Origin of the sequence: Mesorhizobium sp. BAC0120 (assembly GCF_033542235.1) — a bacterium.
GTDB lineage: Bacteria > Pseudomonadota > Alphaproteobacteria > Rhizobiales > Rhizobiaceae > JAWRCU01.
Genome location: NZ_JAWRCU010000002.1, coordinates 662,914 through 680,639, shown reverse-complemented (window position 1 = coordinate 680,639; position 17,726 = coordinate 662,914). Strand labels below are relative to the sequence as shown.

Below are 17,726 nucleotides of genomic sequence, written 5' to 3'. Positions count from 1 at the left end.
ATTAGCACATATGGCGCTCACTCCATCGCCCCGCCTTGATGATACTCGAAAGCCTTGCCGGATCCGCCAGAATCCGAGCCCGACCACATGCGAAAACGGCGCCCTGCGGCGCCGTTCGCGATTTATTGGCCAGAGAACGCTCAGGCGCTGGCGCCCTTCTTTTCCTTCTCGGCGTAAATGTAGAGCGGGCGGGCATTGCCGTTCACCACTTCCTCCGAGATCACGACCTCCTGCACGCCTTCCAGGGCCGGCAGCTCGAACATGGTGTCGAGCAGGATCGCCTCCATGATCGAACGCAGGCCGCGTGCGCCGGTCTTGCGCTCGATCGCGCGCTTGGCGATCGCGGCAAGGGCGTTCTCGTGGAAGGTCAGATCGACGTTCTCCATCTCAAAGAGCCGCTGATATTGCTTCACGAGCGCGTTTTTTGGCTCGGTCAGGATCTGGATCAGCGCAGTCTCGTCCAGGTCCTCCAGCGTCGCCAGGATCGGCAGACGGCCCACGAATTCCGGGATCAGGCCGAATTTCAGCAGATCCTCGGGCTCGACCTGGCGGAACAACTCGCCGCTGCGGCGATCCTCGGGCGAGGCAACGGTGGCGCCGAAGCCGATCGAGGTCTTGCGGCCACGGTCGGAGATGATCTTGTCCAGCCCTGCGAAGGCACCGCCGCAGATGAAGAGGATGTTTGCGGTGTCGACCTGCAGGAATTCCTGCTGCGGGTGCTTCCTGCCGCCCTGAGGGGGCACGGAGGCGACTGTGCCCTCCATGATCTTCAGGAGCGCCTGCTGCACGCCCTCGCCCGACACGTCGCGCGTGATCGACGGGTTGTCCGACTTGCGGCTGATCTTGTCGATCTCGTCGATGTAGACGATGCCGCGCTGGGCGCGCTCGACATTGTAGTCGGCCGCCTGCAGCAGCTTCAGGATGATGTTCTCGACATCCTCACCGACATAGCCAGCCTCGGTCAAAGTAGTGGCGTCGGCCATCGTGAAGGGCACGTCGATGATGCGTGCAAGCGTCTGCGCGAGCAGCGTCTTGCCGCAGCCGGTCGGGCCGATCAGCAGGATGTTCGACTTCGACAGCTCGACGTCGTTGTTCTTTCCCGCATGCGCCAGCCGCTTGTAGTGGTTGTGGACCGCGACCGAGAGCACGCGCTTGGCGTAAGGCTGCCCGATCACATAGTCGTCCAGCACCTTCAGGATTTCCTGCGGCGTCGGAACGCCCTCACGGGACTTCACCATCGAGGTCTTGTTCTCCTCGCGTATGATGTCCATGCAGAGCTCGACGCACTCGTCGCAGATGAAGACGGTCGGTCCCGCGATCAGCTTGCGGACCTCGTGCTGGCTCTTGCCGCAGAACGAACAGTAGAGCGTATTCTTGGAATCGCTGCCGCCGTTGCTGACCTTGCTCATATCTCAAGTCCCTACTTCGCTGTCGCCCGGCCCGGAGTCCGGTTCGAGGGCTAACGGCAATCTATGGCCTGAATGCCCCGCTGCCAAGGTTGTTGGCTCCGCTCACGCAATTCCGAACCCAAAACACTCAGAAGAACGCGGCGATTCGCTTGATCCCTCGACGAAGCTAAGCCGTCGAAAATCAACATAGGCTTAACGCAGGTTGACGCCCCGGTCGAGGGAACAACGTTTTGTGACAGAAAATGCCGCACATCATGTCAAATGTACGTCATTGCCTGCCGGCGTCGAAAATCTGTCAGGCGAGCGCCATCGCGGCGGTCTTCTCTGCCGCCTCGCGCGAGGAGATGACCTTGTCGATGAGGCCGAATTCCTGGGCCTCGTCCGCACTCATGAAATGATCGCGGTCGAGCGTCTTCTCGATCTGCTCATAGTCGCGGCCCGTGTGTTTGACATAGACCTCGTTGAGGCGGCGCTTCATCTTGATGATGTCCTGGGCATGCCGCTCGATGTCGGATGCCTGTCCCTGGAAGCCGCCGGAAGGCTGATGGACCATGATGCGCGCGTTCGGCGTCGCATAGCGCATGCCCTTCTCGCCGGCCGTAAGCAGCAGCGAGCCCATCGAGGCCGCCTGGCCGATGCAAAGCGTCGACACCGGCGGCTTGATGAACTGCATGGTGTCGTAGATCGCCATGCCGGAAGTCACCACGCCGCCCGGCGAGTTGATGTAGAGGTTGATTTCCTTCTTCGGGTTCTCGGCTTCGAGGAACAGAAGCTGCGCGCACACCAGCGTCGCCATGCCGTCCTCGACCGGACCGGTGATGAAGATGATGCGTTCCTTGAGCAGGCGCGAGAAGATATCGAACGCCCGCTCACCGCGGTTGGTCTGCTCGACGACCATGGGCACGAGGTTCATGGCGATCTGGACCGGGTCTTTCATGAGAGTTCCTTTTTGAAGCGGAAGGCCGCCGGCAGGCGGAGTCGCGCAGAATTCTTAGGACCTAAATAGGATGGCGAGCCGATGGAGTGCAAGACCGTCCGAACGGGCAGGCTCTACAAAAGCCGGCCAGACCCCTTCCGCAGCGTCGCCTTTCGATCACATTCAGCCAACTGCATTCAGCCAAACGACGTGCGCTGTGCATACAGCAGTTTCGGAAAGGGTACTGGCAATCGATCAACCTTCGGCCAACAGCAGCGCCAGCATCCGATGCAGCCAGTCGGCGGGATCGTGGCGATGGTAGACGTGTTCCGAGGGCTCGATATTGTCGAGGAAGCGCTGGTAGACAACGGCCTGCCTGGCGGCGGCGAGCGGCGCCAGGAGCTGCGAGGCCCGTGCCGGGTCGGAGCCGGGCGATGCGACCTGCCATCTTCTCACCCAATGCGCCTGAACCACATCCCTGTGCGCCGGCGGAACACGGCCGAGAAAAGCCGACTGGTCCAGCATGGGATGGCCGATGCCACTGTCGCCCCAGTCGAGCAGCGTGAGCCGATCTGCGGTACCGCGAAAGTTGCCGGGATGGAAATCCCCGTGAACCAGCGTGTCCGGGAGACCGCAGGCCTCGATCCCGGCAAAGCGGCGCGGCAGGTCATTGACGAAGCGGTCGAGGACCGCCGCATCATGGAGCGAAAGCTCGGCTCGCCTGCGCCCGACGACGTCGGCGATCCCAGCAGCCAATGCCGGGCCACGCCAGTCGGGCAAGCCGAGCGCCTGCAGCTCCTCCACGCGACCGGCCCACGATGCCTGTATCCCAACCAGCAGGGTCACCATTTCCAGAAGCCGGGGCAGCGTGGCCTCGTACAGGTCGTCGCCGCGGATTTCGGCGAGCAGCATGCGGCCGCCGTCATGGCCGAGCAGCCGCGGCACCGGCTCGCCCGCCAAAGCTGTCAGCAGACGAGGCTCATGCGCAAAGAACGGCGGCACGACCTTCAACCAAAGCGTCTCGCCATGGACCGGTATTCGCCAGATGCTGGAAAGGTTCCAGCTGCGGATCTGAACTGGCGCACCGCTAGGACGGATACCCCGGCGACGAATCACGGAGATCGCCCAGTCGAGATCGGCAGCAGGCCCACCGGGCTCGGCATAGGTCTGGCGAAGCGCGTGCGGCTCAAGCCGCCCAGCCCAGTGATTGGCCGCCACGGGTTCGGCGACTTCGGCGAGATAGACTACGTCGCCGCCATGCGGCCTTTTCCTGGATGCCTGGAGAAGCCGGAGCACGATCACGTCGATGCCATGCCGCTCGCGGATGGCTCTCACCACCGACTCCACCTCTTGCCACCATGGCAATTCGACCGGCACGCCCGGCAGGCTGCCCACCACCCCGCCATCCGGAGTTACGAGCACAAGCTGGGCAATCCGCTGCGGAGGCTCTGTCCTATGGCTCATAAAGTCTCGACACGTTCCCTTGCCGAACCGGCAGGCGGAGGTGCAATAACGACCGCCGAACCGGAGCGACTTGCATGCACGCCTACATGATCTCTCGAGATTCGCACGCCTCGGCCGAGCCGCGCGACAGAGCCTTCTACCAGAACCCCTACCCCTTCTACAGCGAGCTCCATGCAACAGCGCCCGTCTTTTTCTGGGAGAATTATGGCCACTGGTGCTTTGCGGGCTTCAAGGAGGTCAACGCGCTGCTTCGCGACAAGCGTTTCGGCCGGCAGATCCTGCATCTTGCAACTCGCGAGCAGCTCGGACTGCCCGAGCCGAAGCCGCATGTCGCGGCCTTTGACCAGACCGAGAAATATTCGCTTCTCAATCTCGAGCCGCCTGCTCACACACGGCTCAGGACCTTGGTCAACAGGGCGTTCGTGTCGCGGCAGGTCGAGCAGCTCAGGCCCCGCATCGAGCGGCTGGCCAATGAGTTGATCGACGGTTTCGAAGCGGACGGGCAAGTCGAGCTGATCAAGGCCTACGCCGCACCGATCCCGGCAATTGTGATCGCCGAGATGATCGGGCTGCCGGCCGAGATGGCCATGCAGCTGGTCAATTGGTCGAACCGCATGGTGACCATGTATATGTTCGGCGTCACGCATCAGACCGAGCTCGATGCAAACCAGGCTTCGGCCGAGTTCATGGACTATCTCAACGGCGTGATTGCCGAACGTCGGAGCCAGCCGAAGGACGACCTGCTCACGCATATGATCACCACTGAGGTCGATGGGCAGAGGCTCGACGACGAGGAGATCATGTCGACGGCTATCCTCCTCCTGAATGCCGGTCACGAGGCGACGGTCCACACGACCGGCAACGCAGTGAAGTCGATCCTCGAAAGCGGCATCGAGCCGACAAGGCTGTTCGCCGGGGACCAGCAGACCGCCGCGACCGTGGAGGAATGCCTCCGCTATGACGCACCGCTGCACATGTTCACGCGCTATGCGCTGGCCGATGTCGAGCTCGAGGGCGGCGTGCGCTTCAAATTCGGCGAGACCATCGGATTGATGCTCGGTGCGGCCAATCGCGACCCGCTGCGTTTCACCAATTCGAACAGCTTCGATCCCTTCCGCAGCGACGGCGGCAATGTCTCGTTCGGCGCGGGCATCCATTTCTGCATTGGCGCGCCGCTGGCCAGGATCGAGCTCCAGGTGGCACTGAAAGTGCTGTTCCAGCGGCTGCCGGCGCTCAGGCTCGCGGCAGCGCCGCAATACCGCGACGCCTATCATTTCCATGGGTTGGAGAGGCTGGACGTGCGCTTCTAACCGCTTCGGCGGTCAAGGGCCGCAATACCGCGACGCCTATCATTTCCATGGGTTGGAGAGGCTGGACGTGCGCTTCTAACCGCTTCGGCGGTCAAGGGCCGCACGCCTTCCTCAGGACAGGTGTGGTGATCGCGGAGGCAACTCTCTCCATTGTCAACCTGCCGATGGGGCGAGCCTGACTGTCGACGACATGGGCAGCGCGCACCAGCGTTCGTCACGAGGCGCAAGGCATCCTCAAGCGTGGCGTGTTCGCCGATGGCGGGATGGAGAGACGGCGCAGCCCGGTTTCGTGCTCGATTTTCCCGCCAGCGATCCGGTCGTCCACGAAGGGGACAAGGTGGATCGGCGCGAAGCGCCGAGACGGATGAGGGATGTTCCAGTAGGCGCGACCGACGGCGGACTAAGCCCTGATCACATACTCCTTGCGGGTCGTTTCAATGACTTCCCAGCTACCCTTGAACCCCGGTCTCATGACGAAGGCATCACCGGCACGCACCGTGCGTGCCTCGCCGCCGTCCTCAGTGATCACCGAGACGCCTGCGAGAATGTGGCAGAATTCCCATTCGTCATATTCGATGCGCCATTTGCCGGGCGTTGCCTCCCAGATGCCGGCATAGAGCCCGCCCTCGGCCTCTTCGACGTTCCACGTCGCGAAGCGCGGATCGCCCGAGATGACGCGCCCCTCGGCGGGCGCGCCGGTCTCCGCCTCGATGCCTTCCGTGCCGATGTTGCGAAACCTGCTCATAGGCCTCCGGCCCGCCACGTCAGACGTTCGCCAGCCCCTGCTCCAGGTCGGCGATGATGTCTTCGACATCCTCGATGCCGACTGACAGGCGCACCACGTCCGGCCCCGCGCCGGCGGCGACTTTCTGCTCGTCGGAGAGTTGGCGATGCGTGGTCGAGGCAGGATGGATGATCAGCGACTTGGTGTCGCCGACATTAGCAAGGTGCGAGAAGAGTTCGAGCGACTCCACCAGCTTGATGCCGGCCGCGTAGCCACCGGTAAGCCCGAAGGTGAACACCGCGCCGGCGCCGAGCGGCGAGTACTTCTGCTGCATTGCGTGGTTCTTGTCGCCCGGCAGACCGGGATAAGAGACCCAGGCTACCTTGGGGTGTTTCGACAGCCATTCTGCAACGGCCTGTGCGTTGTCGCAGTGGCGCTGCATCCTAAGCGGCAGAGTTTCGAGACCGGTCAGGATCAGGAAGGCATTGAAGGGCGAGATTGCCGGACCGAAATCGCGCAGGCCAAGCACCCGGCAGGCGATCGCGAAGGCGAAATTGCCGAAAGTCTCGTGCAGCACGACGCCGCCATATTCCGCACGCGGCTCGGACAGCATCGGGTAGTTGCCGGATTTCGACCAGTTGAAAGTGCCGCCGTCGACGATCGCGCCGCCGATCGAGTTGCCGTGTCCGCCGATGAATTTGGTCAGCGAATGCACGACGATATCGGCGCCATGCTCGATGGGACGCACGAGATACGGGCTCGCCAGCGTATTATCGACGATCAGCGGCAGTTCATGCTTGCGCGCGATATTGCCGATCACCTCGATATCGACGAATTCGCCGCCCGGATTGGCCAGGCTCTCGATGAAAATGCCGCGCGTTCTCTCGTCGATCTGGCTCTCGAAGGTCGACGGATCGCGCGGGTCGGCCCAGCGCACTTGCCAGTCGAAGTTGCGGAATGCTTGGCCGAACTGGTTGATAGAGCCACCGTAAAGCTTGCGCGCGGCGATGAAATTGTCGCCGGGCCGCATGATGGTGTGGAACACCAGGAGCTGCGCGGCATGGCCGGATGCGGTGGCGAGCCCAGCCGTGCCGCCCTCCAGCGCGGCAATGCGCTCCTCCAGCACCGCCGCCGTCGGGTTCATGATGCGCGTGTAGATGTTGCCGAACGACTTCAGGCCGAAAAGCGAGGCAGCATGATCGACGTCGTCGAAGACATAGGAGGTGGTCTGATAGATCGGAGTCGCGCGCGCCCCCGTCACAGGATCAGGCTTGGCTCCGGCGTGGACGGCGAGCGTATTGAAGCCGGGTGTGCGCTGCGACATGGAAGTCTCCCTCGAAAACCGTAGATCGGTCACCTTTCATGGCGAAGCTTGCAGCGGATTGCAAAGGAAATGGAGCGATCAGCCCACCTTCAGGCCAAGCTTCTGCAGGCCAGGCCGCATGATGGGCTTCTTCGAGGAGATCACGCGCGAATTGACACCATTCCAGCCGATCTCGCCTGAAAGCCGTCCGTATTCGATCTTCGGGCAGCGGTTCATCACGACCTTGAGGCCGGCGGCCTCGGCCTTCGCCGCCGCCTCGTCGTGGCGAACCCCGAGTTGCATCCAGATCACCTTCGGCCGCGGCTTCATCGCCAGCACCTGGTCGACGATGCCCGGCACGGCATCGCTGGCACGGAATATCTCGACCATGTCGATGGCGACGGGAATGTCGGCAAGCCGGGCATAGACTTTGCGCCCGGCAATCTCCTTGCCGTCATGGCCTGGATTGATCGGAAATACCTCGAAGCCCTTCTGCAGCAGGTATTTCAGCACGAAGAAACTCGGCCGCACGTCGTTCGGGGACGCGCCCACAATGGCGATGGTGCACACGGAATTTAGGATTCCGGAGATGTAGCCGTCCGGATAGCTGTCGTGGTTCATGTGCGGCAGAAAGATGCGGCCTTCGTCATCGATGGGGAAGGAAGCATTGTGCGCGACCTCCCAGAGATTGCCCTCCGTATCGGCAAATAGCCCTGCCGTCCGCCGAAGAAGGCCAGATGCGCAGCCCGCACGATCCTGCCGCCGGCCTTCTCGGCCGCTGCGAGCACCTCGTCGACCTCTCTTTCGGAGCGCGTGTTGTAGGCTAGCGCTATGCCTTGGAAACCCGGACCGTCATCGACGAGGCCGGCGTCCTTCGCGAGTTCCGCGCGCGGCCAGAGCCCGAGGATCACCCCGCCCATCTGGAAGAAAGCGACGCCTTCAGTGATCGCCTGGTTACGGGTGAGCCCCATCGCCTCGTAGAAGGCGACGGCACGGTCGAGATCCTTGACCCCAAGCGTGATGATCGAGACGCGCTGCTCCATTCCTATTCCCCCGACCACTTCGGATCGCGCTTCTCGATGAAGGCACCGATCCCCTCTTCGGCGTCCCGCGCCAGCATGTTCTCGAGCATCACCTCACTGGTGTAACGATAGGCGTCGGCGAGGCTCATCTCCGCCTGTCGGTAGAAGGCTTCCTTGCCGATCCTGAGCGTCAGCGGCGATTTGGCGGCGACAGTCTCGACATATTTCATGACCACCTTGTGCAGGTAGTCGCGCGGTACCGCCTGGTTGATCAGCCCGAAGTCGCGCGCCGTCTTGGCGTCGATGGCGTTGCCCGTGAGCAGCATCTCCATTGCCTGTTTGCGGGAGACGTTGCGCGACAGCGCGACCATCGGCGTCGAGCAGAACAGGCCGATATTGACGCCCGGCGTCGCAAAGGTGGCGTGCTCGCTGGCGAAAGCGAGGTCGCAGGAGGCGACGAGCTGGCAGCCGGCGGCTGTCGCCACCCCGTCCACCTCGGCGATCACCGGCTTCGGATAAGTGACGATCGCCTGCATCAACGCCGCGCAGCGATCCATCGTCTCCTTGAAGAATGCCCTGCCCCGGTCCGGGTCACTTCGATGTGCCGTCATCTCCTTGAGATCATGGCCCGCCGAGAAGACCTTGCCGGCGGCTGCGAGGACCACGGCGCGTACCGATTTGTCGTTGCGGGCTGTGTCAATCGCGTTGTGGAGCTCGCCGATCACGGCAAGGGAGAGCGCGTTGGCCGGCGGATTGGACAAGGTCATGATCAGCGCCGACTGCTCGCGCGAGACTGTCACCGGTCCCGCCGCTGCCGCGCGCTTGATTGCAACGATTTCTGCCAAGACGAACCTCCTCGTTCGAAGCCAGTTCTGAATAGGCTCTCGATTCGGACAACGAAAGGTCCAATCACACGCTATTGAAGAAGTTGCCGTCAATGTACGTTCTAGTTGAGTCGGTCCTGTCTTGGCCGCGCAAATTGGGATCTCGGCGATGCCGCCTCATGCGAATCTGAAACCTCAGCTCAACGCCGCCGAAGTGGACGTATTCCTGGCGGAGGCTTTTCCGCAACTCAACCACCATGACGCGCAGCATGATGCGGCGGCCTATCAGACCATCGAGGTCTTCCCGGGCGGCTGCACGGTCCGATTGAACGCCACGGAGCGTCATCTAAGACCCGGCGGCACGGTATCCGGCGCAGCGCTCTTCATGCTCGCCGACATAGGCGGGTACGTCTGTGTTCTCTCGCATGCCGGACCGGACGCGTTGTCGGTCACGACCAACCTGTCGATCAACTTCATGCGCAAGACCGAGGCCGGGCCGATCGACGGCCATTGCCGCATCCTGAAGCTCGGGAAAAGCCTGATGGTGTTCGACGTCGACATGGTTGCCGGTCCCGGCGGAGAGACTGTCGCCCATGCTGTCGGAACGTATTCGATACCGCCAAGGCGTGCCAGAAATGCGGTAAAATGATACCGCTGGCGCTACTCGATTGTTTTTCCTACGCATTCTCGTAGCATTGCCGCACAGCAGCGCTTGACGTCGATCCGCTCCTCTCCTATAAGCCCCGCCGGAACAGCGGCCCGCAACGGCCGCCGTTTCATTTTTTTGGCGGGTGGCCCGGCCACCCTCAAATCCAAGCAACAAGAAACGCCTTCCTGTTCCAATTGGGACTGGATGGTCCAACCGAGAGAACTGTTCCATGAAAACCTTCTCGCAGAAGCCTGCGGAGGTGACGAAGAAGTGGGTGCTGATCGACGCCGAGGGTCTCGTCGTCGGCCGTCTCGCCACCATCGTCGCCAACCGTCTGCGCGGCAAGCACAAGCCGACCTTTACCCCGCATGTCGATGACGGCGACAATGTCATCGTCATCAATGCCGACAAGGTCGTCCTGACCGGCAAGAAGTATACCGACAAGGTCTATTACTGGCACACCGGCTATGCCGGCGGCGTGAAAGAGCGCACCGCTCGCCAGCTGCTCGAGGGCCGCTTTCCTGAGCGCGTGGTCGAAAAGGCCGTAGAGCGCATGATCCCGCGCGGGCCGCTCGGCCGTCGCCAGATGAAGAATCTCCGCGTCTATGCAGGCGCTGAACATCCGCACACCGCCCAGCAGCCCGAGACGCTCGACGTCGGGGCGCTGAATGCCAAGAACAAGAGGGCTTCGTAATATGGCCGATCTCTCCTCCCTCGCCGATCTCGGCACCGTCGCCAAGCCCGAAGCGGCTGCGCCTGTGCATGAGCAGAAGCTCGACAAGCATGGTCGCGCCTACGCAACCGGCAAGCGCAAGGACGCCATTGCCCGCGTCTGGGTGAAGCCCGGCTCCGGCAAGATCACCGTCAACGACAAGGAATTCGTGGCCTATTTTGCACGGCCGGTGCTGCAGATGATCCTCAAGCAGCCGATCGTCGCTGCCAACCGCGACGGTCAGTTCGACATCATCGCGACGGTGACCGGCGGCGGCCTCTCCGGCCAGGCAGGCGCAGTGCGCCACGGCATCTCCAAGGCGCTCACCTATTATGAGCCGGGCCTGCGCTCGGTGCTCAAGAAGGGCGGCTTCCTCACCCGCGACAGCCGCACGGTCGAGCGCAAGAAGTACGGCAAGGCGAAGGCCCGCCGTTCCTTCCAGTTCTCGAAGCGCTAAGCGCGTCTGGATCGGATTGTCTTTGGGAAGGCCGCCTCCGGGCGGCCTTTTCATTTGGGGACGAGGTTTTGGCGCGACTGTCCCGGCGCAACCGAAGCGCGGCTCACTGGGGGATGAAAAGCAAGGAGGAAAGGGGTCGCAATTCCAGGAAGAATATCGAATAAGGGCCCTGAAACGAGAGTGGGTGTCAGATGCCGGCGACGATCGATCATTCCTTTACCGCGACCAGGATGCTTGGCCGCGCCAGCGACCCGACCTATGCGGGCGCACTTTCCTTCATGCGCCGCAAATACACGAAGAACGTCAAGGGCGCGGACGCGGTGGTCTGGGGCATTCCCTTCGATGCGGCCGTATCGAACCGGCCGGGATCCCGGTTCGGTCCGCAGGCGATCCGCCGTGCTTCCGTCATCTTCGACAACGACCCCCAATACCCTTTCAATCGCGACCTTTTCGCCGAGCTCGCAGTGGTCGATTACGGCGATTGCCGGCTCGATTACGGCAATCATCAGGCGACGCCGGCCACGATCGAACGCGAGGCGACGAAGCTGCTCAAATCGGGGGCGTTCCTGCTCTCGCTCGGCGGCGATCATTACGTCACCTGGCCTCTCTTAAAAGCGCATGCGGCCGTTCACGGGCCACTGGCTCTCGTGCAGTTCGACGCGCATCAGGACACCTGGTTCGACAGCGACAAGCGCATCGACCACGGCTCCTTCGTGGCGCGCGCGGTGCGCGCGGGCATCATCGACCCTGACCGCTCCATCCAGATCGGTATCAGAACGCATGCGCCGGAGGATTTCGGCATCAAGATCTTGTACGGCCACGAGATCGAGGAAATGCGCGCCTCCGATATCGCCTATGCGATCACCGAGCGCACCGACGGCCGCAAGACCTATGTCACGTTCGACATCGACTGCCTCGATCCGGCCTTCGCGCCGGGCACAGGCACGCCGGTCGCCGGAGGCCCGAGCACCGCCAGGATACTGTCGGTGCTGAGGCAGCTCACCAAGGTCGATATTGTCGGCGCCGATGTGGTGGAGGTTGCACCGCCCTATGATCATGCCGATATCACGGCAATCGCGGGCTCGACGGTGGCGATGTACTATCTTGGCCTGCTCGCGGAGAAAAAGGCGCGGGCTTGAGACTTAGAAGGGAGCTGGGGACAGTTTACTTTTTCCTACAGCGACAAGCTGACAACAGCCGCAGCCTATCCACGGAAAAAAGGTAAACTGTCCCCAGAGCCAGCATATGGACTTTCGACTGGAATGCACAGGATTGGCATGAAACCGAAAATCTTCATCGATGGCGAGCATGGCACGACCGGCCTGCAGATTCGGACCCGGCTGGCGGGACGCGACGACATCGAGATCATCTCGGTGCCGGCCGAGCGCCGCAAGGAAGCGGCCGCGCGCGCCGAGTTCCTCAACGCCGCGGACGTCGCAATCCTTTGCCTGCCGGACGATGCAGCCAACGAGAGCGTGTCGCTGATCGCCAATGACAACACCCGCGTGATCGACGCCTCAACCGCGCATCGCGTCGCCGACGGCTGGGTCTATGGCTTCGCCGAGATGGACAGGGATCAGGGCAAGGCGATCGCCTCCGCCAGGCGCGTCGCCAATCCCGGCTGCTGGCCGCAAGGTCCGATCGCCACGTTGCGCCCGCTGGTCACGGCCGGGCTGCTTCCGCCCGATTTCCCGGTCACCATGAACGGCATCTCGGGCTACACCGGCGGCGGCCGCTCGATGATCGACACCTATGTCAGCCAGGGTGAGGATGCGCCCGAGTTCCTGCCGTATGGACTCACCTTCCAGCACAAGCATGTGCCTGAACTGAAGAAATATGCAGGGCTCGCCCGCGACCCGCTGATGCAGCCGGTCGTCGGCAATTTCGCGCAGGGCATGGTGACCATGGTGCCGCTGCAGCTCGGCGAGCTGGAGCGCGTACCTACCGGGGCCGAGCTGCATGCCGCAATCGCCGACCACTATGCAGGTATCAAGGACAGCGCCGTCGAGGTCGCGCCATTCGAGCCCGTCGAGCGCACTCCCGCGCTCGACCCGGAAAGCTACAACGACACCAACCGCATGAGGCTCCATGTCTTTGCGAACGACAAGCGCGCCCAGGCTCTGCTCGTCGCCGTCTACGACAATCTCGGCAAGGGCGCATCCGGCGCGGCCGTGCAGAACCTCGACCTGATGCTCGGCCTACCGGGCTGAATGGATCAGCCGCTCTTTCCGGATCGCTGGAACGTCAGCGATCCCACCCTGATTGCGGAGACTTTCTCAAGTCGCATCTGGAAGGTGCGGCTCGGCGATGGTGACATCGGCATCGTCAAGAGCCTGAAGCCCTTCGACGACGTGGAGGACGAATTGCGCGGCGCGCATTTGCTCAAATGGCGCCGAGGCGAAGGAATGGTCAGGCTCCTCGACGTCGAAGGCCAGCAGATGCTGCTCGAATATGCCGGCGAGCGGATGCTCGTCGACGATCTCAACGAGCACGGCGACGCGGCTGCGACCGAGATTGCGGCAGAGGTGATCGCCAGGCTTCACTCGCCATCGCAATACCCTCCCCCGCCTGACCTTCAGGCGCTCGCCGAGCGCTTCCGGAGCCTCTTCAGGAAGGCCCAGGCCGATCGCAATGCAGGTGAGGACAGCCTCTATGTCGAAGCCGCCGAGATCGCCCAAAGGCTTTTGGCTGATCCACATGATGTGCGCCCGCTACACGGTGACGTTCACCACGAGAACATCCTGCACGGGCCGCGCGGATGGCTGGCGATCGATCCGAAAGGGGTGATTGGCGATCCGGGCTTCGATGCGGCCAATCTCTTCTATAACCCGCTCGAGCGCGACGACCTTTGCCTCGCTCCCGAACGGATCGCCTCCATGGCTGCTGTCCTTGCCGGCACGCTCGGACAGGACGTTCGCATCATTCTCGATCATGCGATCGCCTATGGCTGCCTCTCGGCGGCATGGCATGGAGAGGATGGCAATCGAAAGGACGAAGCCCGCGAACTGGCGGTAGCTGCTGCCATCCGCGCGGTGCGCTTCAGCTCTTGACCGAGACCTCGGTTTCCAAGGGATAGCTGCCCTGGGTGCCGCGCCAGTGCGCGGCGGCGAAGCCGAGCAAGATCAAGGCGACCGCCTGGTGTGTAAGCGCCAGATGCAGCGGCACCTGCATCATCAAGGTCGTGATACCGATTACCGCCTGCAACGAGACGAGCAGGAAGAGCACAACGGCCCGACGGGCATGCGTGGTCCCCGGTTCGCGGCGGAGCGTCACTATCATGTGCCAAAGCGCGGCGGCGAAGACGACGTAAGCACCGCAGCGGTGAATGAACTGCACCGTCTTCGGGGTTTCGAACAGACTGCGCCAGCCGAGTACAAAGAGGTCGCCGGGGATCACTCGTCCGTCCATCAGCGGCCAGGTGTTGTAGGAGAGACCGGCATTAAGGCCGGCCACCAACGCACCGAGATAGATCTGGACGAGAATAAGCACGACGAGGATACCTGCGAAACGTTGCGTCGTTCGGGGTGCAGGAGCCTCGCTGTGCGGGGCGAGCCCGCGCGCCACGATCATGGTTGCCGTGAAGATCAGGCAGGCCAGCAGCAAGTGGGTCGCGAGCCTGTACTGGCTGACGTCGGTCCGGTCGACTAGCCCCGAGGCCACCATCCACCAACCAACCGCGCCTTGCAGGCCGCCGAGCAAAAGAAGCCAGACGAGCTTGGGCAAGACCCGCCGCTCGATCCGCCCGGTCGCCCAGAAGAACAGCAGCGGCAAGGCGAAAATCACGCCGACGCTGCGCGCCAGGATACGGTGCACCCATTCCCACCAGAAGATCGTCTTGAACTCTTCAAGGCTCATGCCCTGGTTGAGCTGCGTGTACTGGGGGATCTGCTGGTACTTGACGAACTCCTCCTGCCATTCGGCTTCCGACAGCGGCGGGATGACGCCGTGGATCGGCTGCCATTCGGTGATCGACACGCCGGAATCGGTGAGCCGTGTCGCGCCGCCGACCAGAAAGAGCGTGAACATCACGAGGAGCACGACATAAAGCCAGCCGCGCACCAGCGCGCGGTTGCGCACCTCGCGATCGCGCGTGGCGAAAGGCGTTTCAATTCCTGCAATTGCGGTCATGGCTGCCTCAGTGAACGAACATGATGCGGCTTGCAAGCTTCAGCCGTGGCGACATGCCGTCGCGCCGCTCGGGGCCCGGCAAAGCTTGCGCTTCTCGCCTTTGATGTTAAAGGGTTCCCATGCCTATCCGCCTGAAGAAGCTCATCGGCACGGTGCTGCTTGTCGCACTGGTGATCGTCTACGCGCTGGCCGCGACCACGGTCGCAGCCGCACGTCTTGCCGAATCCGGGCCAGTCGTCCACCTCATCTTTTTCCTGGTGTCTGGCCTGCTCTGGGTGTTGCCGGCGATGGGCCTCATCAAATGGATGGTACGCGAGCCGAAGCCGCGCAACTAAACCGCTCCATTTGCGCCAAGGACCGCGCTATCTGTTTTGCAGCGTCTCGACGGCCACGGTTCCGCCAACGCCGCGAGTTCCGTAGTGGCGCCACAGCAGCGCCATCCCCAAAGCGATACCCGGCAGACCAAGCAGGATACCGATCGCCAGCGGCACACCTGATGCGGAGAGTGCTGCCGCAATCAGGCAAGCGCCGAAGCAGCCGACGTCCCAGCCGCCCTCCGTCACCATCTGGAAACGGAAGGGACACGGTGAGGACTTAGCCATGTTGTAGGTCGCGGTCCCGAGCGCCGGGATGAGCAGCGGAAACATCAGCGCACCGAGCGCGTTGGCCGTGACGGCGAGCCAGGGCAAGTGAAGGCTTGCAGCGCGCAGCAGCACCAGCAGCGCAGCCGCCAGGCCAGCGATAGCCACTGCGCGGCGGCCATGCCCGGCATCGATATGTCGCCCGAGCAGCAGGCTGCAGGCCGCGCCCACGAGCCCTGCGAGCGCCATCGCGCCGCCATATGCGGTCATGCTTTCCCCCAGCGAAACGAAAAGCGCAATCTGCCAGACGAAGATGAAGCAACCATCGAACCAGCCGTCGATGGCCATGAGAATCGTGCCGAGCGAGGCTGCCCGGAGCGCACCGGGCGCCAGCCGCTTGACAGTGACATCGGCGACGCCGAGCAGCGGAATGGCAGCCGCTGCCTGAACGAGACCGACCCCGGCGAACATCCAGCGCGGACCGAGCGTTACCAGCGCCCACGCGCCGAGCAGAGGAGCAACGATGCCAACCACAGCGACAAGCGCCTCGCGCGCGCTGATCTGGTGCCCACGGTGCTCCGCGTCACCGATTGCCGCGAAGTAGGCATGGTAGGAGGGCCAGTAGAAGATGTCGCCGATCGCGGAGACGATGCAGAGCGCAAAGAGCGCGCCGTCGATCCCCTGCACTTCGGCGAGCAGCGGGTACTGCAGCGCGATGCCCAATGTACCCGTGATCAGAAGCGGCCGTAGACCCCAACGCGTGGCGAGGGGCAACAGCAGCGGCCGGAGCACGAAGCGCCCGGCCACGATCGCGGCTTGGGCCAGCAGCGCCGCCGGCGCCGACACACCTGCGTGGAGCAGGAACACCATGAAGAAGATACCGCCGGCGCCTTGTGCGAGCGCCTGGATGCCTGAATGCAGATTGACGCGATTGATCGCGCCATTTCCCAAAAATGCCATGAGAATCGACCGGGGAATGTGGAAGGGAAGAGGCCGGCTGGGAAGCCGACCGAGCGGCGCGTCTTACGCGATGACTATGATCCCGGCCATCGAGGACATTCCTCTGTCGATACGCCACCTATAGTTGATACCGGCTTGGGGTGCAAGCTGTTGCCCGGAATCTGCGGGTACTTGTGGCCGCAGCGGCGCCCTGCCCTGCTACACGGTCACCAGCATCTTGCCGGAATTGGCGAGCGGCGTCGTCAGCCCCGACAGCATTGTGCGGATATGGCCTAAGTTCTGGTAGCGGCCATTGACGGAGATGCGCGGCAGCGCGTGAAGATGCTCGGCATGCTCGGCGCGCAGCACGCCGTGCCGGGTGGTCACCGCAGAGATGAAGCCGGCCGCCTTGGCGAGCCTCACCTCGCGCTTGCAGACGGCCGTCGCATAACCATAGGGATAAGCAAGGTGCCGCGGCGTTTCGCCGAGCTCGAAATTGAGGATCTCAGCGGATTCGGCCATTTCGCCGTAGGCCTTCTCTTCCGACAGCCGCTTGAGGTTGTAGTGATTCACCGTGTGGGCGCCGATGGTGGCCAGCGGGTGGCCGGCAACGGTGCGCACCTCCTCCCAGGTCATCAGCGTGTCGCGGCGCGGCTGCTCGTAATCGACCCCCACCGACGCCGCAAGCCCGCGCACGATATCGCGTTGCTCTTCCTCCCTCACCTTCTGTGTGAGGTAGTCAAAGAGGAAGCCATTCGACTCGCATTTCCGAGATGGGGTCGAGCAGTCGAGCCGTACCCGCCCATCCGCCGTCGGCAGGTAAATATAGTCACGAGCGGCCACGATGTCCTCGACCAGCTCCCACCAGAGATCGGAGGTGCCGTTGATCAACGAAGGCGCGACGTAGATCGTAATCGGCGTCTCGTGCTTCTCGAGAACCGGCAACGCCTCGGTGAGGTTGTCACGATAGGCATCGTCCGCGGTGATCGTCGCAAACTTCTCCGTATGCTTCCTGGCGACGATCCGGTCGATCGCCTCGTCGATCGACACGAACACATAGCCGCTGCGCTTCATATCCGCGATTACAATGTCGAGGAAATGCGGCGCGATATTGAGGTGCCGATTGACGCCGTTCGGCTTTTGCGGGTGCGCGGTGACGCGATGCAGCATCAGGATCGCGCCGATGCCGGAGGCGAATGGCCGCGCCAGCGGAGCAAGGCCCGAGAATCTGGCCAAGATGAGCGCCAGCTTCCGGAGCGCTTCCCCCCTGTCGATCATTCCTTCACCT

Annotated in this window: 18 protein-coding genes and 1 pseudogene; 8 read left to right on the top strand and 11 right to left on the bottom strand. The window is 62.9% G+C overall.

The features are described from left to right. Positions 1-140: 140 nt before the first annotated feature. From clpX to SAZ10_RS06700, 3 genes are all read right to left on the bottom strand, one after another. Positions 141-1,409, bottom strand: coding sequence for an ATP-dependent Clp protease ATP-binding subunit ClpX (clpX, locus tag SAZ10_RS06710; protein WP_318608407.1), 1,269 nt, complete (start codon positions 1,407-1,409; stop codon positions 141-143). Positions 1,410-1,704: 295 nt separating this feature from the next. Next, positions 1,705-2,346 carry an ATP-dependent Clp endopeptidase proteolytic subunit ClpP gene (gene clpP / locus SAZ10_RS06705; protein ID WP_318608406.1) on the bottom strand — a complete coding sequence of 214 codons (642 nt, stop codon included), beginning with the start codon at positions 2,344-2,346 and terminating at the stop codon, positions 1,705-1,707. Positions 2,347-2,580: 234 nt separating this feature from the next. Then, positions 2,581-3,789, bottom strand: coding sequence for a phosphotransferase family protein (locus SAZ10_RS06700; protein ID WP_318608405.1), 1,209 nt, complete (start codon positions 3,787-3,789; stop codon positions 2,581-2,583). A gap of 74 nt (positions 3,790-3,863) precedes the next feature. On the opposite strand from SAZ10_RS06700, the gene SAZ10_RS06695 reads away from it, so the two are divergent. After that, on the top strand, positions 3,864-5,099 hold the full coding sequence (locus SAZ10_RS06695) for a cytochrome P450 (RefSeq protein ID WP_318608404.1): 1,236 nt from the start codon (positions 3,864-3,866) through the stop codon (positions 5,097-5,099). Positions 5,100-5,499: 400 nt separating this feature from the next. Here the strand turns inward: SAZ10_RS06695 and SAZ10_RS06690 are convergent, their stop codons facing one another. The 5 genes and pseudogenes from SAZ10_RS06690 to SAZ10_RS06670 form a co-directional block, all read right to left on the bottom strand. Further along, positions 5,500-5,844, bottom strand: coding sequence for a cupin domain-containing protein (locus tag SAZ10_RS06690; RefSeq protein ID WP_318608403.1), 345 nt, complete (start codon positions 5,842-5,844; stop codon positions 5,500-5,502). A 19-nt stretch (positions 5,845-5,863) separates the two neighbouring features. Then, entirely contained in the window at positions 5,864-7,147 is a 1,284-nt protein-coding gene (locus tag SAZ10_RS06685) for an O-acetylhomoserine aminocarboxypropyltransferase (protein WP_318608402.1), read from the bottom strand. A 78-nt stretch (positions 7,148-7,225) separates the two neighbouring features. After that, positions 7,226-7,747, bottom strand: coding sequence for a CoA-binding protein (locus SAZ10_RS06680; RefSeq protein ID WP_318608476.1), 522 nt, complete (start codon positions 7,745-7,747; stop codon positions 7,226-7,228). 3 nt (positions 7,748-7,750) lie between these two features. Next, a pseudogene (locus SAZ10_RS06675) lies at positions 7,751-8,169 on the bottom strand (VOC family protein); the annotation flags it as partial. 2 nt (positions 8,170-8,171) lie between these two features. Further along, positions 8,172-8,993: an enoyl-CoA hydratase gene (locus tag SAZ10_RS06670; protein WP_318608401.1), complete on the bottom strand. Its 822-nt coding sequence runs from the start codon at positions 8,991-8,993 to the stop codon at positions 8,172-8,174. 148 nt (positions 8,994-9,141) lie between these two features. On the opposite strand from SAZ10_RS06670, the gene SAZ10_RS06665 reads away from it, so the two are divergent. From SAZ10_RS06665 to SAZ10_RS06640, 6 genes are all read left to right on the top strand, one after another. Beyond that, a complete protein-coding gene (locus SAZ10_RS06665; RefSeq protein WP_318608400.1) occupies positions 9,142-9,621 on the top strand; it encodes a PaaI family thioesterase in 480 nt (159 codons plus the stop codon). 229 nt (positions 9,622-9,850) lie between these two features. Then, complete coding sequence (gene rplM, locus SAZ10_RS06660) at positions 9,851-10,315, top strand: 50S ribosomal protein L13 (RefSeq protein ID WP_318608399.1); 465 nt, start codon at positions 9,851-9,853, stop codon at positions 10,313-10,315. Position 10,316: 1 nt separating this feature from the next. Continuing rightward, the gene (rpsI, locus tag SAZ10_RS06655; RefSeq protein WP_318608398.1) at positions 10,317-10,790 is read left to right on the top strand and encodes a 30S ribosomal protein S9; all 474 of its coding nucleotides are present in this window, start codon (positions 10,317-10,319) and stop codon (positions 10,788-10,790) included. 191 nt (positions 10,791-10,981) lie between these two features. After that, on the top strand, positions 10,982-11,929 hold the full coding sequence (gene speB / locus SAZ10_RS06650) for an agmatinase (RefSeq protein ID WP_318608397.1): 948 nt from the start codon (positions 10,982-10,984) through the stop codon (positions 11,927-11,929). Positions 11,930-12,067: 138 nt separating this feature from the next. Further along, positions 12,068-13,000: an N-acetyl-gamma-glutamyl-phosphate reductase gene (argC, locus tag SAZ10_RS06645; RefSeq protein WP_318608396.1), complete on the top strand. Its 933-nt coding sequence runs from the start codon at positions 12,068-12,070 to the stop codon at positions 12,998-13,000. Then, the gene (locus tag SAZ10_RS06640; RefSeq protein WP_318608395.1) at positions 13,001-13,840 is read left to right on the top strand and encodes an aminoglycoside phosphotransferase family protein; all 840 of its coding nucleotides are present in this window, start codon (positions 13,001-13,003) and stop codon (positions 13,838-13,840) included. Here SAZ10_RS06640 and SAZ10_RS06635 read toward each other — a convergent pair. Beyond that, positions 13,830-14,918 (bottom strand): COX15/CtaA family protein, encoded by a 1,089-nt coding sequence (locus SAZ10_RS06635; protein WP_318608394.1) that lies wholly within the window; start codon positions 14,916-14,918, stop codon positions 13,830-13,832. The genes SAZ10_RS06640 and SAZ10_RS06635 overlap by 11 nt on opposite strands. A 119-nt stretch (positions 14,919-15,037) precedes the next feature. Between SAZ10_RS06635 and SAZ10_RS06630 the strand changes: the two genes are divergently transcribed. Continuing rightward, a complete protein-coding gene (locus SAZ10_RS06630; protein ID WP_318608393.1) occupies positions 15,038-15,253 on the top strand; it encodes a DUF2842 domain-containing protein in 216 nt (71 codons plus the stop codon). A 27-nt stretch (positions 15,254-15,280) separates the two neighbouring features. Here SAZ10_RS06630 and SAZ10_RS06625 read toward each other — a convergent pair whose 3' ends face one another. Beyond that, positions 15,281-16,459 (bottom strand): MFS transporter, encoded by a 1,179-nt coding sequence (locus SAZ10_RS06625; protein ID WP_318608392.1) that lies wholly within the window; start codon positions 16,457-16,459, stop codon positions 15,281-15,283. 198 nt (positions 16,460-16,657) lie between these two features. Continuing rightward, complete coding sequence (locus tag SAZ10_RS06620; protein WP_318608391.1) at positions 16,658-17,716, bottom strand: polysaccharide deacetylase family protein; 1,059 nt, start codon at positions 17,714-17,716, stop codon at positions 16,658-16,660. Between the last annotated feature and the right edge of the window lie 10 nt (positions 17,717-17,726).

What these genes read in the sequence shown, in the direction of transcription:
- SAZ10_RS06685 (WP_318608402.1), bottom strand. Translation starts at nt 7,147, where the DNA reads ATGTCGCAGCGCACACCCGGCTTCAATACGCTCGCCGTCCACGCCGGA.
- SAZ10_RS06635 (WP_318608394.1), bottom strand. Translation starts at nt 14,918, where the DNA reads ATGACCGCAATTGCAGGAATTGAAACGCCTTTCGCCACGCGCGATCGC.
- rplM (WP_318608399.1), top strand. Translation starts at nt 9,851, where the DNA reads ATGAAAACCTTCTCGCAGAAGCCTGCGGAGGTGACGAAGAAGTGGGTG.
- rpsI (WP_318608398.1), top strand. Translation starts at nt 10,317, where the DNA reads ATGGCCGATCTCTCCTCCCTCGCCGATCTCGGCACCGTCGCCAAGCCC.
- SAZ10_RS06640 (WP_318608395.1), top strand. Translation starts at nt 13,001, where the DNA reads ATGGATCAGCCGCTCTTTCCGGATCGCTGGAACGTCAGCGATCCCACC.
- SAZ10_RS06665 (WP_318608400.1), top strand. Translation starts at nt 9,142, where the DNA reads ATGCCGCCTCATGCGAATCTGAAACCTCAGCTCAACGCCGCCGAAGTG.
- SAZ10_RS06620 (WP_318608391.1), bottom strand. Translation starts at nt 17,716, where the DNA reads ATGATCGACAGGGGGGAAGCGCTCCGGAAGCTGGCGCTCATCTTGGCC.
- SAZ10_RS06680 (WP_318608476.1), bottom strand. Translation starts at nt 7,747, where the DNA reads ATGAACCACGACAGCTATCCGGACGGCTACATCTCCGGAATCCTAAAT.
- SAZ10_RS06625 (WP_318608392.1), bottom strand. Translation starts at nt 16,459, where the DNA reads ATGGCATTTTTGGGAAATGGCGCGATCAATCGCGTCAATCTGCATTCA.
- clpP (WP_318608406.1), bottom strand. Translation starts at nt 2,346, where the DNA reads ATGAAAGACCCGGTCCAGATCGCCATGAACCTCGTGCCCATGGTCGTC.
- SAZ10_RS06690 (WP_318608403.1), bottom strand. Translation starts at nt 5,844, where the DNA reads ATGAGCAGGTTTCGCAACATCGGCACGGAAGGCATCGAGGCGGAGACC.
- speB (WP_318608397.1), top strand. Translation starts at nt 10,982, where the DNA reads ATGCCGGCGACGATCGATCATTCCTTTACCGCGACCAGGATGCTTGGC.
- SAZ10_RS06630 (WP_318608393.1), top strand. Translation starts at nt 15,038, where the DNA reads ATGCCTATCCGCCTGAAGAAGCTCATCGGCACGGTGCTGCTTGTCGCA.
- clpX (WP_318608407.1), bottom strand. Translation starts at nt 1,409, where the DNA reads ATGAGCAAGGTCAGCAACGGCGGCAGCGATTCCAAGAATACGCTCTAC.
- SAZ10_RS06700 (WP_318608405.1), bottom strand. Translation starts at nt 3,789, where the DNA reads ATGAGCCATAGGACAGAGCCTCCGCAGCGGATTGCCCAGCTTGTGCTC.
- SAZ10_RS06695 (WP_318608404.1), top strand. Translation starts at nt 3,864, where the DNA reads ATGCACGCCTACATGATCTCTCGAGATTCGCACGCCTCGGCCGAGCCG.
- argC (WP_318608396.1), top strand. Translation starts at nt 12,068, where the DNA reads ATGAAACCGAAAATCTTCATCGATGGCGAGCATGGCACGACCGGCCTG.